This window comes from Microvirga arabica (assembly GCF_016811235.1).
In the GTDB taxonomy this organism is placed as follows: domain Bacteria; phylum Pseudomonadota; class Alphaproteobacteria; order Rhizobiales; family Beijerinckiaceae; genus Microvirga; species Microvirga arabica.
On the sequence record NZ_JAFBID010000056.1, the window covers coordinates 1 to 12,828 of the forward strand.

At 64.3% G+C, this 12,828-nt stretch carries 11 protein-coding genes; 7 read left to right on the forward strand and 4 right to left on the reverse strand.

The window, feature by feature from the left end; genetic code table 11:
• Positions 1–895: DMT family transporter (locus JQC81_RS22395; RefSeq protein ID WP_203274029.1), on the reverse strand; the 895-nt coding region annotated here is incomplete at its 3' end.
• Between the two features lie 69 nt (positions 896–964).
• Positions 965–1,633: a TetR/AcrR family transcriptional regulator gene (locus JQC81_RS22400; RefSeq protein WP_246520597.1), complete on the reverse strand. Its 669-nt coding sequence runs from the start codon at positions 1,631–1,633 to the stop codon at positions 965–967.
• A 135-nt stretch (positions 1,634–1,768) separates the two neighbouring features.
• Between JQC81_RS22400 and JQC81_RS22405 the strand changes: the two genes are divergently transcribed.
• The 5 genes from JQC81_RS22405 to JQC81_RS22425 all read left to right on the forward strand — a co-directional run bounded on the left by JQC81_RS22405 (position 1,769) and on the right by JQC81_RS22425 (position 7,658).
• Positions 1,769–2,956, forward strand: a complete 1,188-nt coding sequence (locus tag JQC81_RS22405) for an HlyD family secretion protein (RefSeq protein ID WP_203274030.1) — start codon at positions 1,769–1,771, stop codon at positions 2,954–2,956.
• A gap of 6 nt (positions 2,957–2,962) precedes the next feature.
• Positions 2,963–4,561, forward strand: a complete 1,599-nt coding sequence (locus JQC81_RS22410; RefSeq protein ID WP_203274031.1) for a DHA2 family efflux MFS transporter permease subunit — start codon at positions 2,963–2,965, stop codon at positions 4,559–4,561.
• Between the two features lie 216 nt (positions 4,562–4,777).
• Positions 4,778–5,947 (forward strand): ABC transporter ATP-binding protein, encoded by a 1,170-nt coding sequence (locus tag JQC81_RS22415; RefSeq protein ID WP_203274032.1) that lies wholly within the window; start codon positions 4,778–4,780, stop codon positions 5,945–5,947.
• A gap of 2 nt (positions 5,948–5,949) precedes the next feature.
• Positions 5,950–6,855 (forward strand): ABC transporter permease, encoded by a 906-nt coding sequence (locus JQC81_RS22420; protein ID WP_376772436.1) that lies wholly within the window; start codon positions 5,950–5,952, stop codon positions 6,853–6,855.
• A 2-nt stretch (positions 6,856–6,857) separates the two neighbouring features.
• Entirely contained in the window at positions 6,858–7,658 is an 801-nt protein-coding gene (locus tag JQC81_RS22425; protein WP_203274068.1) for an ABC transporter permease, read from the forward strand.
• Here the strand turns inward: JQC81_RS22425 and JQC81_RS22430 are convergent.
• The gene (locus tag JQC81_RS22430) at positions 7,652–9,463 is read right to left on the reverse strand and encodes an AsmA family protein (protein WP_203274033.1); all 1,812 of its coding nucleotides are present in this window, start codon (positions 9,461–9,463) and stop codon (positions 7,652–7,654) included. The two genes, JQC81_RS22425 and JQC81_RS22430, sit on opposite strands and share 7 nt — an antisense overlap.
• A gap of 197 nt (positions 9,464–9,660) precedes the next feature.
• Here JQC81_RS22430 and JQC81_RS22435 point away from each other — a divergent pair, with 197 nt between their 5' ends.
• Together JQC81_RS22435 and JQC81_RS22440 are read left to right on the forward strand one after the other, a co-directional pair.
• The gene (locus tag JQC81_RS22435; RefSeq protein ID WP_203274034.1) at positions 9,661–10,398 is read left to right on the forward strand and encodes a CoA transferase subunit A; all 738 of its coding nucleotides are present in this window, start codon (positions 9,661–9,663) and stop codon (positions 10,396–10,398) included.
• A complete protein-coding gene (locus JQC81_RS22440; protein ID WP_203274035.1) occupies positions 10,398–11,078 on the forward strand; it encodes a 3-oxoacid CoA-transferase subunit B in 681 nt (226 codons plus the stop codon). Before JQC81_RS22435 ends, JQC81_RS22440 begins: the two co-directional genes overlap by 1 nt.
• 47 nt (positions 11,079–11,125) lie before the next feature.
• On the opposite strand, the gene JQC81_RS22445 is transcribed toward JQC81_RS22440, so the two are convergent.
• The gene (locus JQC81_RS22445) at positions 11,126–12,805 is read right to left on the reverse strand and encodes an ABC transporter permease (protein ID WP_210347246.1); all 1,680 of its coding nucleotides are present in this window, start codon (positions 12,803–12,805) and stop codon (positions 11,126–11,128) included.
• Between the last annotated feature and the right edge of the window lie 23 nt (positions 12,806–12,828).

The window sequence follows — 12,828 nt, forward strand, 5'->3', positions numbered from 1 at the left end:
GCTTGCCCTCGGTGAGCGCAAGCGCCGTGGCGGACAGCATCACGGCCATTCCGACGGCTTCCGGCCAGCCGAAGGCCTCGTTCGCGAAGGCGACACCGACGGCGACCGCCACGACGGGGCTGACGAACGAGTAGAGCCCGGCCCGGAAGGCGCCCCAGTCCCGCACGAGCCAGAGATAGATCGAGAATCCTCCGAGCGAGCCGCCGAGGACCAGGATGGTGAGGCCCATGATCGCCCGTCCGTCGGTGAGCCCCGCGAAATAGGCAGGATCATACCCTTCGACGAGAAGCGACACGGGGATTAGGCCAAGTGCCCCGATACCCGTCTCCCAGAAGGCGAGGCTGATCGGGTGCATCGTCCGCATCAGCGGCCGGCTGACCACACCGCCCCAGGCATAGCTCAGGGTTGCCAGGGCGACAGCAGCGAGGCCGAGCAGGGCGCCATTCTGCGCCGTGCCTGTTCGCCCGGAGAAGAGCATCACGAGCCCTAAGACGCCCAGGGCAATCGCTCCCAGCCTGCGGGGCGTAATCCGCTCCTGCCCGTAGAGTGCGCCGACCAAGATCAGGAAGATCGGCATGAGCGAGAGGTTGACGATCGACGACAGGCCGGTCGGTGCACGGGCTACGCCCCAGAACAGCAGGCTGTAGCAGCCGGTCGTGATCAGAAGCGACGCGACGATGACACGCCACGGCTGCTCCATCCTCAACGGCAGTCCCTTGACGAGAATGAACGCGAGGTAGCAGAGGGCCGCGAGCAGGAAACGCATCATCGCCAGAAAGATCGGCGGCACAGCCTCGGAGGCGATCTTCATGGGAAGCCAGGTCAGGCCCCAGATCAGCGCCATCGCGGTAAAGGCCGCGATATGTCCCGCTCCGCTGCCTTCACGCTGTCCCATCGCTCACTCCCGGCCGCACGCGCGTCAGACTAGTGAAGCGCAGCGCAGCGGGAAAGCTCCAAACGGCTCTTATTGTTGCGGGGCACCTGGCCCATAGGCTGCAAAGAAGACGCGCAGGGCATTCTCCACATTCTTCTGGATCTGCTCTTCGGTCGGCGGTTCGCCGACGGAGAAGAGCAGGCGGCGCAGCATGCCGGAGACGCAGAGGTCGAGGAAATGCTGGGCGGCGACGCCGGTGTCCTCGATGGACAGCCGCCCCGCCTCGACCTGCCGATCAAAATAAGCCTTGAGCCGGGCAATACCCTGGGTGGGGCCGGCTTCGTAGAAGGCTTGGCCCAGACGGGGGAACTTCTCGGCCGCGCCCATGACCATCCGGATCGAGGAGATATGCTCTGGCTTGCCCATGCGGCGCAGGTAGCTCAGGCCGAGGGTTCTCAGAACGCCGCGAACGTCGGGATTTTCCGGGTCGAGCTTGAACAGAACTTCTGCCAGACCCCGCTTCTCCTCCGTCGTCAAGGCTTCGAACAGGCTCTCCTTGCTGTCGAAATAGACATAGAGGGTGCCTTTCGAGACGCCGGCCACCTTGGCGATCTCGCCCATGCTCGCGCCGTCGAAGCCCTGCGCCAGGAACACCTTGCGGGCGCCTTCCAGGATTTGCCGGCGCTTGGCGCTCTCGGCACTCTCCTCGGTGGTTGGGGAGGGTTCTTGAGCCCGGATGCCGTCATGCAAAGCGGTCATGGCTTCCATAACTTCCTTTATTATCCATTGACCGAACGGTTCGGTCAACTCATATATGGCAGGCAGACATCGCAGATCAAGCCCTGTCCGGCCGTTCAATGCATACGGATTCTACAGGTCTTGCAGAGGTTTAACATGGCTTATCGGGAAGAGTTCGGGCAGGGCGGCAAGAGCGGCTCGGAAGGTTCTGTCGAGGCGCCGGCGGCCCAGGCGGGGCAGGGTGCTCCGGAAGCAGCTGCGCCTGAGGCCAGGAAGAAGGGCCTCGGCAAGACGCCGCTGATCCTGGCTGTTGTAGCCGGTGCGCTCGCCTTCGGCGGCTATGAAGGCCACGAATGGTGGACTAACGGCCGATTCATGGTCTCGACCGAGGACGCCTACGTGCAGGCGGACATCACGATCCTGTCGGCCAAGGTGTCCGGCTATGTGCAGTCTGTCGCCATCACCAACAATCAGAGCGTCAAGGCGGGCGACCTGATCGCCAAGATCGATGACGGCGATTACCGCTTCGCCCTCCAGTCGGCCAGGGACAAGCTCGCCACACAGCAAAGCGCCGTCACGCGCATCGGTCGCCAGATCGAGGCGGGCCGCGCTTCCGTAGCGCAGGCGCAAGCGCAGATCGCCGCCGCAAAGGCCGAGGCCGAGCGTGCCGAGAGCGATTATGCCCGCCAGCAGCAACTCGCTCGCTCCGACTTCACCAGCCGGGCCGCGCTCGAGAACGCCAAGGCCGCCCGCGATCGCGCGCAGGCCAATGTGCAGAGCACTGAGGCCGCGCTTGCCGCCGCCAAAGCCAATGTCGATGTTCTTGCCGCGCAACAGAACGAGGCCCAGCGCGTCGCCGCCGAGCAGCAGACTGCTGTCGAGAAGGCGGAGCGTGACCTCACCTTCACGGAAATCCGCGCGCCGGTCGATGGCGTCATCGGCAACAAGGCCATGGAGGTCGGCACCTTCGTGCAGCCCGGCGCTCGCCTCGCGGCCCTCGTGCCCATGACCAGCGTGCATGTGGACGCCAACTTCAAGGAGACGCAGCTCGCGTCCCTGAAAGTCGGTCAGAAGGTGCATATCGAGGTCGATGCCTTCCCGGATGCCGATGTGGTCGGAACGGTCGAAAGCGTCTCGCCGGCCTCCGGTGCCGTCTTCAGCCTGCTGCCGCCGGAAAATGCCACCGGCAACTTCACCAAGATCGTTCAGCGCGTGCCCGTGCGCGTCTCCGTCAACCCGGAGATCGTCCAGCAGGGCATCCTGCGCCCCGGCCTCTCTGTGGTCGTCGACGTGGATACGCGCACCTCGGCCGATACTGAAAAGACGGCCAGCCTGAAAGAGTAAGGAACCATGGCTGCATCGGCTGCCATCCCGAACAAGCTGCAAGGCTCCATGCCGGCCGCAAAGCCGGCGCCCACGAGCGGGCGCCGGACCTTTGCGTTCTTCTGCATGGTCTTCGGCATGTTCATGGCGATCCTCGACATCCAGATCGTCTCCGCGTCGCTTGCCGAGATCCAGGCTGGCCTCTCCGCATCGTCGGAGGAAATCTCCTGGGTGCAGACGAGCTACCTGATAGCCGAAGTGATCATGATCCCGCTGTCGGGAACGCTCTCCCGCGTGCTCTCCACGCGCTGGATGTTCGTGATCGCATCAGGCGGGTTCACGTTCATGAGCTTCATGTGCGCGACGGCCACCACCATCGATCAGATGATCGTCTATCGCGCGCTGCAGGGCTTCATCGGCGGCGGCATGATCCCGACCGTCTTCGCCTCGGCCTTCACGATCTTTCCGCCCGAAAAGCGCCCGGTGATCTCGCCGATCATCGGCCTCGTGGCGACGCTCGCGCCCACCATCGGGCCGACCCTCGGCGGCTATCTCACGGACCTGTTCTCGTGGCACTGGCTGTTCCTGATCAACATCGTGCCTGGGATCTTCGTCACGATCTCAACCTATCTGCTGGTGGATTTCGACGAGCCTGATCTCAGCCTCTTCAAGAGCTTCGACTGGGCGGGCCTCGGCTTCATGGCTGCCTTTCTCGGCAGTCTCGAATACGTGCTCGAAGAGGGGCCGCTGAACGACTGGTTCCAGGACGAGCTGGTGCTGATCCTTACCATCGTTTGCGTGGCCGGCGGCCTGGGCTTCTTCTACCGGGCCTTCACCGCAAAGCAGCCGATCGTCGACCTGCGCGCCTTTGCCGACCGCAACTTCCTCGCAGGCTCGTCCTTCAGCTTCGTCATGGGCATCGGGCTCTATGGCCTGACCTATCTTTACCCGGTCTATCTCGGCAGCGTGCGGGGCTATTCGTCCCTGCAGATCGGCGAGACCATGTTCGTCTCGGGCGCGGCCATGTTCCTGACGGCCCCAGTGGCGGGTGTTCTGTCGCGCAAGATGGATCCGCGCCTCATGATGGGCGTCGGCTTTGTCGCTTTCGCACTCGGCACCTGGATGATGAGCGGGCTCACAAAGGACTGGGATTTCTGGGAGCTCTTCGTGCCGCAGGTCCTGCGCGGCTTCGGCCTGATGATCTGCATGGTTCCGATCAACAATATCGCGCTCGGAACGCTGCCGCCGGACCGGATCAAGAATGCCTCGGGGCTCTACAACCTCACCCGTAACCTGGGCGGTGCCGTGGGCCTCGCGGTCATCAATACGACCTTGAACGACCGCCTGGACCTTCATCTCCAACGGCTGCGCGAGAGCGTCAACTGGGGTCGGTCGACCGCCGTTGAAACGCTCGATGCCATGACCCTGAAGTTCCAGTCGCTGGGCGCCGATGCCGGCACGGCTGCGATCAAGACCCTGTCCAACATGGTGCATCGCGAGGCGATGGTCATGTCCTTTGCGGATGTGTTCCTCCTGCTGACCGTACTGTTCCTGGGCCTGATCCTCGCCCTGCCGTTCATCAAGAAGCCCCGCCCGGCACCCGCCGGTGCCGGCGGCGGACACTAGATCAACCTCTAAAAACCTCAGCCCGGCCGCAAGCCGGGCTTTCTTTTGCGGCAGTGGAGGAATGTCCTCTACCGCATCGGCAAAAGGATGCCGGTGGGTGAGGGTGGGCGAACGGCGCAAAGTGTGGGGACGCGGGGATTTTAAGCTGTTGTTCTTGCATCCCAAACATCCTAGTTTGCGCCCTGGTTTTTCTCAGACAGGTGAAGTTCAAGCATCTTGCCTCCTCCAACCCGTCAATCCGCCTCCGTCGGTGCCGTGCGCCGCTCCTTCGCCCCGTGGGCGAACCCCGACGCCAAACCGCTCATCCGCTTCGAAAACGTCACGAAACGTTTCGGCGAGTCCACAGCGGTCGATCATCTCTCCCTGGACATCTTCGAAGGCGAGTTCTTCTGCCTGCTAGGCCCCTCCGGCTGCGGCAAGACGACCTTGATGCGCATGCTCGCCGGCTTTGAGTCCCCGACCGAGGGCACGATCACCTTAGGCGACCAGAACCTGGCAGGGGTGCCGCCCTACCGGCGACCCGTGAACATGATGTTCCAGTCCTACGCGCTCTTTCCACATATGAGCGTGGAGAAGAACATCGCCTTCGGCTTGAAGCAGGACGGGATGCCGAAGGACCAGATCGCCGACCGGGTCGGCGAGATGCTGCGCCTCGTCCAGCTCGAGAAGCTCGCCCGCCGCTATCCGAGCCAGCTCTCCGGCGGCCAGCGCCAGCGCGTCGCGCTCGCCCGCGCTCTCGCCAAGAAGCCCAAGGTCCTGCTCCTCGACGAGCCGCTCGGCGCCCTCGACAAGAAGCTGCGCGAGGAGACCCAATTCGAGCTGATGGACATCCAGCACGACCTGCACATGACTTTCGTGGTCGTCACCCACGACCAGGAAGAGGCTATGACCATGGCCGACCGGATCGCCGTCATGGACCACGGCCGGATCGTGCAGGTCGCCACGCCCGGCGAGATCTACGAGCAGCCCAAGACCCGCTTCATCGCCGAGTTCGTCGGCGACGTGAACATCATCGAAGGCCATGTCCAGGGGCAGGAGAACGGCCTCTGGCGGGTGAAGACGTCTTCGGCCGAAGTGCCGCTCACCATCGACGATCCCGACGAGGTGCTGCATTCCGGCCAGGCCGTGGCGATTGCCGTGCGTCCGGAAAAAATGGTGATCCAGCGCGACCTGCCGGGGCCAGGCGCCATCAACGTGCTCACCGGCGAGGTGTGGGACATCGGCTATCTCGGCGACTGGACCGTCTACCGGGTGAAGCTCGCCACGGGCGAGATCCTGCGCGTCACCCGCGCCAACGCCTCCCGCTTCGTCGAGAATCCCATCGAATGGGACGAGCAGGTCTATGTCACCTTCGCGCCGGATGCGGCGGTGATCCTAGCGGAATAGCCATGATGGAACGCTCCCTCACGCGGCGCCTCTCCGCAGGTCTCGTGCCTGCCGTGCCTTATCTCTGGCTCGGCGTGCTCTTTCTCGTGCCGTTTCTGATTGTCCTTAAGATCAGCCTCTCGGACCCGGCGGTGGCCCAGCCGCCCTACAAGCCGGTCTTCGAGTGGAGCGACATTGCCGGCTTTTTCGGCGGGCTCGATCTTGAGAACTTCACCCTGCTGATCGAGGACGATCTCTATTTCCGGGCGACGCTCTCGTCGGTGCGCATCGCCGCAATCTCCACATTGCTGCTCCTGCTCGTGGGCTTTCCCATCGCCTATGGCATGGCGCGTGCGCCGGAGCGCTACCGGGCACTTCTGGTCGCAGCGATCATCCTGCCGTTCTGGACGAGCTTTCTCATCCGCATCTATGCCTGGGTGGCGATCCTCAAGCCCGAAGGGCTGCTGACCCAGGCGCTCATGGCGGTCGGCCTGATCTCCGAACCGCTGGACATCCTCAACACCGAGACGGCGGTCTATATCGGCATCGTCTATGCCTATCTGCCCTTCATGGTGCTGCCGCTTTACGCGACGCTCGAGAAGATGGACGACACGCTGCTCGAGGCGGCGCTCGATCTCGGCTCCACGCCCTGGCGCTCGTTCTGGACCATCACCGTGCCGCTCGCCATGCCGGGTATCATTGCGGGCTCGCTCCTGTGCTTCATCCCGGCTGTGGGTGAGTTCGTCATTCCGGATCTGCTCGGCGGTTCCGAGACCCTGATGATCGGCCGCCAGCTCTGGAGCGAGTTCTTCTCGAACCGCGACTGGCCGCTGGCCTCCGCGGTTGCGATCCTGCTTCTGATCGTCCTCGTCGTCCCCATCGTGATCTACCGCGATGTGGAGGCCCGGCGCGTGGAGACACAGCGATGACGATGCGCCGCCTCAGTGTCTTCAACGTCACCTCGCTCGTGATCGGCTTCGCCTTTCTCTACCTGCCGATCCTGCTGCTGGTGCTCTATTCCTTCAACGCCTCGCGGCTCGTCACCGTATGGGGCGGCTTCTCCACCCAGTGGTACGGCGCGCTGTTCCGCAACGAGGCACTCATGGAGGCGGCCTGGGTGACGCTGCGCGTCGCATTCCTGTCCGCAACGCTCGCCACCGTTCTCGGCACGCTTGCGGCGCTCGCACTCACCCGCTATGGGCGCTTTCCCGGGCGGACGCTGTTCACCGGTATGGTCTATGCGCCCATGGTCATGCCGGAGGTCATCACCGGCCTGTCGCTGCTGCTGTTCTTCGTGGCGGTCGATTTCGATCGGGGCTTCTGGACCATCACGCTCGCCCACACCACGCTTACCATGTGCTTCGTGACCGTGGTGGTGCAGTCGCGCCTCATGACCTTCGACAGGTCACTTGAGGAGGCGGCCATGGATCTCGGCGCTCCGCCGCTGCGCACGTTCTTCTCGGTAACGCTGCCGCTGATCGCGCCTTCGATCGTGGCGGGCTTTCTGCTCGCCTTCACCCTGTCCATGGACGATCTGGTAATCGCGAGCTTCAACGCGGGTCCCGGCGCCACCACACTGCCGATCAAGATCTACAGCGCGGTGCGGCTCGGGCTCTCGCCGGAGGTCAATGCGGCCTCGGCCATCCTGATCGGGATCGTGACGCTGGGGGTGATTTCAGCGACCCTGCTGAGCAAGCGCTCGGTTTTGCGCTCGCGCAGGAATGCTCACTGAGCGGTGGCCTGCGGGCCCTGCTCGCCGGCCGGAACACGCTGCGACGGGAAGAGCGGCTTGGCAGCGCCCGAGCGTTCGATGAGTGAGCGGACCTGAGGCGAGATGGCGACATTGTCCCAGTCGCCCGTGACATCGAAAGCGAGGGCAGGGGCTTGCCCGGCCTGTGCATCGGCGGGCGTGATGCCCGCCGTCACCTGGAGCGTCCGGTCGACCAGCAGCACCTGACCGCGAAGCTGGGCCTGGACCGCCGACCCTTTCAGCTTGCCTTCGGCGATCTGGCCGATGCCGTCCTGCATCACGATCTGGGCTTCGGCTCTCTCGAAAGCCGTGCGGCCGCCTTTCCAGTTCAGGGATGCGAGGAGAGGCCGCTTGTCCACGCGGCGAAGGGCGTCCTCAAGATTGATCCCCATGAGCTCTCCGTCCGTCAGCTCGATCGAGGAGCGGCCTGCCGCCTGACGGACCACGTCGGCGGGGTTCCGGCCATGGCCGTCGAAGCTGAACTGTCCCCGGGCCCGGCCCGTGATCCAGCGTGGCTCCCCGACGGCTGTGAGGAAGGGGGCGATCTTCACGCCCGAGAACGTTCCCTGGCTCTTGAAGTCGACGAGGCCGTTCTCGGCCGCCAGCAAGAGCCTTCCTTTCAGGGTGCCGTCATAGAAGTCGGCCCGCCCGATGGAGGCCTCGATGCGGCCGGGCTGGATGAGAACGCTGGCAGCCATATCGTCGAGGCTCACGCGCCCGAGACTGGCGGTTGCAGCCGAGAGGCGAAGGTCGAGGTCGGCGCCTGTGGACCCAGCCAAGTCGATCGCCTCCTCGCTCCACGCGCCTGAGGAGGTGCGGGTCTGGTTGAAGGGGGCGAAGAGGTCGGACAGGTTGAGCGTATCGGCCGCAAGGGTACCGGCAATGACCGGCCGTTCCGTATCGAAACGGACGCCCAGGGTACCCTCCAGCTTGTCCGAGCCCAGGGTAATGGCGACGGCAGGCCAGGACAGGCGGCGGCGATCCAAGGAAAAATCGCCGCTGATCGAGAGACCGCCCAGCAGAGATCCGAAAGGAAGCTCCATTCCGCTCCAACGGGTGAAGTCGCGAACCGATGCGGTCTTGATGGTGCTTTCCCCCGTAATGCGAGGCCCGTCGCCGATCTGCGCCTCACCCTCGGCCGTGAGGCGGGCGCCGGGGGAGGACAGGGTCAGGGAGAACGGGCTGATCTTGTTGGAGGCCAGCAGGTCCGGGAAGATCGAGGCCTGCTCCAGGGAGACAAGCTCGTCGCGCCAGTGGGCGGACCCCGACACCGTCAGGGGTTCGGACGGATCCACCCAGCGGATCATGGCATTGAGCCCGTCAAGGTCGGCGTTCTTCAGGTCGGTCCAGCGCATCGAGGATTTCGTCACCACCAGCCGGCGGGCATGGTTTTCCGTCGCGCTATCCTTGAAGATCTCCGTCCATTTGACAGCCTGGAGCTTCTGGGCCGAGGCCGTGATCCGGGTTTCCGTCAGGTCGAAGTCGGAAAGGTCGATCCGCCCGAAGAGCAGCGGCAGGATGCGCAGCTCGCCCCTCAAGATGCCGCCTTCGGCCTTGAGGGCCCCATCGGGAAACTCAAGTACCACATCCTCGAACTTCACCCGCGGGATGGGCAGCACCGCGAAGGTGCTCCGGCCCCTGACCGTCAGGTCCAGGCCGTAGCGCTCTCTGACGTGCTCCCTCAGTTCCGCCGACAGGCCGCCTCCGGGCAATGTCCAGGGGGCGGCCGCCGTCCCGAGAACGGCAAGCGAAATCAAGGCGATGAGAAAGACAACGCGGCGGGACATGGAATGAATGTTGTAAACCTTGGGCGCTGCCTCGCAAGCGGTGAAGAGGGGGATGTCCTCAGGGCAGGGCCGACTTCATGAAACCTTTCCATATATCCATACGAAGGGATTGTCTAAATTGAGGCCAAGTTGCAGGGTGCCGCCATTCGAACCGCGACACTTCGAACGGGCACGCACCTGCCCAAGGAGAGGATTTGATGGATAAGGTTTACAGCGACGCAAGCTCGGCGCTGGCTGGCCTGGTCAAGGATGGCATGACCATCATGGCCGGGGGCTTCGGCCTCTGCGGCATTCCGGAGGCGCTGATCGAGGCGATTCGTGATTCGGGGGCGAAGGAGCTGACCTTCATCTCCAACAATGCGGGCGTGGACGGGGTCGGGCTCGGCCGCCTTCTGGAAACCCGCCAGATCCGCAAGATGATCTCGTCCTACGTCGGCGAGAACAAGCTCTTCGCCCAGCAGTACCTCTCCGGCGAGTTGGAGCTTGAGTTCAACCCGCAAGGGACGCTGGCCGAGCGCATCCGCGCCGGCGGCGCCGGCATCCCGGCCTTCTACACCAAGACCGGTGTGGGCACCCTCATCGCCGGGGGCAAGGAAGTGCGCGAGTTCAACGGCGAGAAATACGTCATGGAGACCGGGCTCTTCGCCGACATCTCCATCGTCCACGCCTGGAAGGGCGACACGGAAGGCAATCTCGTCTACCGGAAGACCGCCCGCAACTTCAATCCGATGATGGCCACCGCCTCGCGCATGACCATCGCCGAAGTCGAGCATCTGGTGCCGGCCGGCGAGATCGACCCGGATTGCATGCACACGCCGGGCATCTTCGTGAAGCGCATGGTGCATGTGCCGAACCCGGTCAAACATATCGAGCAACGCACGACCCGCAAGCGCGCGGAAGCCGCCGTGCCGGCGGCCGCAGGGGAGGAAGTCTGATGCCTTGGACCCGTGAACAGATGGCTGCCCGCGCGGCCAAGGAGCTGCGCGACGGCTTCTACGTGAATCTCGGCATCGGCATCCCGACGCTCGTGTCCAACTTCATCCCGAAGGGCATGCGCGTGCAGCTCCAGTCGGAGAACGGCATGCTGGGCATGGGTCCGTTCCCCTTCGAGGGCGAGGAGGACGCGGACCTGATCAATGCCGGCAAGCAGACGATCACCGAGTTGCCGACCACGAGCTATTTCTCGTCGGCCGATTCTTTCGGCATGATCCGCGGCGGCCATATCGACCTGTCGATCCTCGGCGCCATGCAGGTGGCCCAGAACGGCGATCTCGCCAACTGGATGATCCCCGGCAAGATGGTGAAGGGCATGGGCGGCGCCATGGACCTCGTGGCGGGCGTCAAGCGCGTCGTCGTGGTCATGGAGCACGTGGCGAAGGCCAAGGACGGCTCCGAGGACCCGAAGCTCCTGAAGGAATGCAACCTGCCGCTGACCGGCACCGGCGTGGTCGATCTGGTGATCACCGATCTCGGCGTCTTTTCCATCGACAAGAAGGGCGGCTCCGGCATGACCCTGATCGAGCTCGCTGACGGAGTGACGGTCGAGGAGATCAAGGCCAAGACGGCGGCAGACTTCAAGGTCGCGCTGAACGGCCGACAGTCGAACGCAGCGTGATCTGAAGCGAAAACGAAGATGAAGGCGGCCCCGACGGGGCCGCTTTTTTATGGGCTTGAACTGCCTGAAATGTTTATGGCATCCGCTGCCGCTTTCGGCCGGGCCTCGGCGCTGCGCACCAGCTGGAGCACGGGAACGAGTCCGACCAGCACGATCACGAGGGCGGCGAGCGACCCATCCTCGAAGCGCCCGCGCGACGCATAGGTATAGACGAGCGTCGAGAGCGTTTCCGTATTGAGGGGCCGCAGCAGCAGGGTCGCGGGCAGTTCCTTGATGCAATCGACGAAGATCAGCAGGGCGGCGCTGGCGAGAGCCGGCCGCATGAGCGGGATCTGAATCTTCCAGACCATCTCCCGCCGCGAGGCGCCGAGCGTGCGCGCTGCATCCTCAAGGCTTGGAGACACCCGGTCGAGGCCCGCCGACAAGGAGCCCGTCGCAATCGACAGGAAGCGGATCACGTAGGCGATGATGATGCCGCCGGCAGCCCCCATGAGCAGGAGGCCGAGGCGCTCGCCAGTGAGGTGGCGCCAGATCGTGCCGATCAGGTTGTCGAAACCTACCAGCGGCGTCATGAGGCCCAGGGCCAGTACGGTGCCCGGCAGGGCATAGCCGAGCCCCGCTGCAAGGAGGGCTCCCTTGGTTAGAGTGTTCTTGGATAGACGTGCCGCCGAAACCAGCATGACTGCTATGGCCAGCACTGCAATGGTCGCGATCACCGACAATCCGATGGTCGTCATGAAGTGAGCGAAGAAGTCCGTGTCGAACTGATCGAAGAGGCCGCCGCGAAGCGTTTCCCGCAGCAGGAATCCCGTCGGCAGGATGAAGCCCAGGAGGACCGGCAAGGCGCAGAGCAGGGACGCGGTCCAGGCGCGTCCACCTTTGAGGGCAACGGGATGCACCGTGCGATGGCGTTTCGGCGACAGCGCATAGCGCCTGTCCCGGCGGCCATAGCGTTCGATCAGGATCAGGCCGACGACAAAGGCCAGCATGACGCAGGCGATCTGCGCCGCGCCTGCAAGGCTGCCCCGGTTGAGCCAGGTGTTGTAGACCGACACCGTGAGGGTGCGCACGCCGAGATACTCGCTCGCGCCGATATCGTTGAGGGCTTCAAGCAGCGCCAGCGATAGGCCGACAGCCAGCGCCGGGCGGGCAAGCGGCAGCGCGATGATGCGAAAGAGCTTAATGCGGCTCGCACCCAGGGTGCGCGCCACCTCGAGCATGCTGGCGCTCTGTGTCAGGAACATCGCCCGCGCGGCGATGTAGATGTAGGGGTAGAGCACCGCCGACATGACGAGGATACAGCCGGGCAGCGAGCGGATTTCCGGAAACCAGTAGTCGGACCGCGACCGCCAGCCCATGACGTCGCGCAGGGCCATCTGCACGAGGCCGGCGGAGTCGAAGATCTCCACGTAGATATAGGCCGTGATGTAGGTGGGCACGGCCAGCGGCAGCGGCAGGAGCCACACCAGGATATTACGACCCGGGAAGCGATGCGCGGTGACGAGCCAGGCCGTCGTGATGCCCATGGAGCCTGCGACGATGGCGACTCCGATCAGCAGGGCGAGCGTGTCGATCGTGCTGGTCGGCAGCACATTGGCGATGAGATGCGGCCAGATCTCCGCATCGCCCTCGGCCGCAATGCCGAGAAGGGCGCCGACGGGCAGAAGCACGAGCAGACCGGCAGCCGCCACGGCGGCGGACAGCCACCAGGGGAGACGCCTTACCATCGTCCGGGGCGAAAAGCCGATTG

Coding starts and splice junctions, on each gene's coding strand:
- JQC81_RS22440 (WP_203274035.1), top strand. CDS start 10,398: ATGCCTTGGACCCGTGAACAGATGGCTGCCCGCGCGGCCAAGGAGCTG.
- JQC81_RS22430 (WP_203274033.1), bottom strand. CDS start 9,463: ATGTCCCGCCGCGTTGTCTTTCTCATCGCCTTGATTTCGCTTGCCGTT.
- JQC81_RS22425 (WP_203274068.1), top strand. CDS start 6,858: ATGCGCCGCCTCAGTGTCTTCAACGTCACCTCGCTCGTGATCGGCTTC.
- JQC81_RS22405 (WP_203274030.1), top strand. CDS start 1,769: ATGGCTTATCGGGAAGAGTTCGGGCAGGGCGGCAAGAGCGGCTCGGAA.
- JQC81_RS22400 (WP_246520597.1), bottom strand. CDS start 1,633: ATGACCGCTTTGCATGACGGCATCCGGGCTCAAGAACCCTCCCCAACC.
- JQC81_RS22445 (WP_210347246.1), bottom strand. CDS start 12,805: ATGGTAAGGCGTCTCCCCTGGTGGCTGTCCGCCGCCGTGGCGGCTGCC.
- JQC81_RS22420 (WP_376772436.1), top strand. CDS start 5,950: ATGATGGAACGCTCCCTCACGCGGCGCCTCTCCGCAGGTCTCGTGCCT.
- JQC81_RS22410 (WP_203274031.1), top strand. CDS start 2,963: ATGGCTGCATCGGCTGCCATCCCGAACAAGCTGCAAGGCTCCATGCCG.
- JQC81_RS22435 (WP_203274034.1), top strand. CDS start 9,661: ATGGATAAGGTTTACAGCGACGCAAGCTCGGCGCTGGCTGGCCTGGTC.